Annotated in this window: 1 protein-coding gene; it reads right to left on the bottom strand. The window is 68.7% G+C overall.

What is annotated here, in order from left to right; translation table 11 throughout:
• Positions 1–117: 117 nt before the first annotated feature.
• Entirely contained in the window at positions 118–1,539 is a 1,422-nt protein-coding gene (locus tag ABGA94_RS14580) for a M28 family peptidase (RefSeq protein ID WP_111128029.1), read from the bottom strand.
• Positions 1,540–1,739: the final 200 nt, after the last annotated feature.

Raw genomic sequence — 1,739 nt, 5'->3', positions numbered from 1 at the left:
GTCAGAGCCCTCGCCAAGGGCGAGGGCTCTGATCCACGCCATTGCCCGGTGGGTGCGAACCGCGGTTCGCACCACTTTTCCCGCTGCGCTCGCCGGGCATGGCCCGACGCTACAGCATCATTCGTTCGGCGGCGTGGTCGCCTTGGCCTCGCTACCGAAGCTGCCATCCGCTTCCGCCGCCAGGTAGGCGAACACGGTGTACGCGGCCACGTTCTGCGCCAGTGCCTTCGGGTCGATCTTGTCCAGCGTGTCGTCGGCGGTGTGGTGCAGGTGGAAGTAGTCCGAGCCATCCTGCGCCAGCCACGCCCACGCACCGCCCTTGGCGGCCAGTGGGCCGACGTCCGGGCCCGGGCCACCCTTGTCGGCCTGGTACTCGATGCCCAGTGGCTTCATCACTTCGGCAATCTGCTTCGTCGCTTCACGCGAGCCTGCAGGATTCGGCGAACCGGTATTGAAGGCGTAGATGCGGCCTGCGCCGAAATCGCTCTCGGCGGCCAGCTGGTGCAGGGCCACGTCCTTCGCGTGCGCTTCGGCGTAGGCCTTGCCGCCGTACAGGCCCTGTTCCTCGTTGGCGAAGGCGATCACGCGGATGGTGCGCTTCGGTGCCTGCTTGAGCTGGCCGATCAGGTGGCCGGCGGCCATGGTGATGCCCACGCCCGCGCCGTCATCCACCGCGCCGGTGCCCAGGTCCCACGAATCCAGGTGACCGCCGATCACCACCACTTCCTTTGGCAGGCTGCGGCCGGTGATCTCGCCGATCACGTTGTAGGAGGTGGCGGTGCCATCCCAACCGCAATCCAATGCCATCTTCACCGTGGTGCTGCCACGCGCCAGCAGGCGGGCCAGCTGGTCGGCATCGGGCACCGACAGCGCGGCCGACGGCACTGGGGTCAGGCCCTCATCGAAACGGGTGATGCCGGTGTGCGGCACGCGGTGCGAGTCGGTACCGGCCGAGCGCATCAGGAAACCGACCGCGCCCTTGCGGATCGCTTCGGACGGCCCCTTGCTGCGGATCGCACCGCCGCGGCCGTAATCGCGGCCATCGCGGAACGGCAGCATCTGGTAATCGACGAAGGCGATCTTGCCCTTCAGCGAACCCGCCGGTGCGGCCTGCAGCGCGGCCAGGTCGGCGAAGCGCACCACCTCGGCTTCCACGGTGCCGCCTGGGCTGCCGCCCAGCGCAGTGATCTGCAGCGGCTGCGGGTTCCTGCCGGTCACGGCGGCGTGTTCACTGCGCCGCTCCCACTTCGGGAATGTCACCGGCTCCTTCCACACCTTGTCGAAACCGAGGGCCTTGAACTTGGCTTCGGCCCAGGCCACGGCGCGGGCGTCGGCTTCGCTGCCGGCGATGCGCGGACCGATTTCGGTGGTGAGCGACTCGACCACCTTCCAGCCGGTGTCATCGGCCAGCGCCTGGTCGCGCAGCTGTGCGGCGGTGGCCAGCGACGCCGGGGGCAGGGTAGTGGTGTGCGGCGCCGCGAAGGCCGGGGCGGCCAGCAGGGCAAGGGAGGATGCGATGGCAAGGACGCGGCGACGCATGGACAACTCCGGGAAGGGACCTAAGTCTTGGAGCTTAACAGTCGTTCAGCCCGGCGCATGGGCGGGAGGTCATGGCTGGCGCGAACGCTGTTTTCCGCCATGACCGGCAAAGCGAAAGCCCCGCCGGGGCGGGGCTTTCGCCTGCTTCTGTAGAGCCGAGCCAATGCTCGGCTGCCTTTTGCAGATCAGCCGAGCGTGGG

The sequence above is a fragment of the Stenotrophomonas sp. 3diitr2024 genome, from assembly GCF_042136455.1.
GTDB classification, from domain to species: domain Bacteria; phylum Pseudomonadota; class Gammaproteobacteria; order Xanthomonadales; family Xanthomonadaceae; genus Stenotrophomonas; species Stenotrophomonas sepilia.
This window is presented reverse-complemented; position numbering and strand designations above follow the sequence as displayed.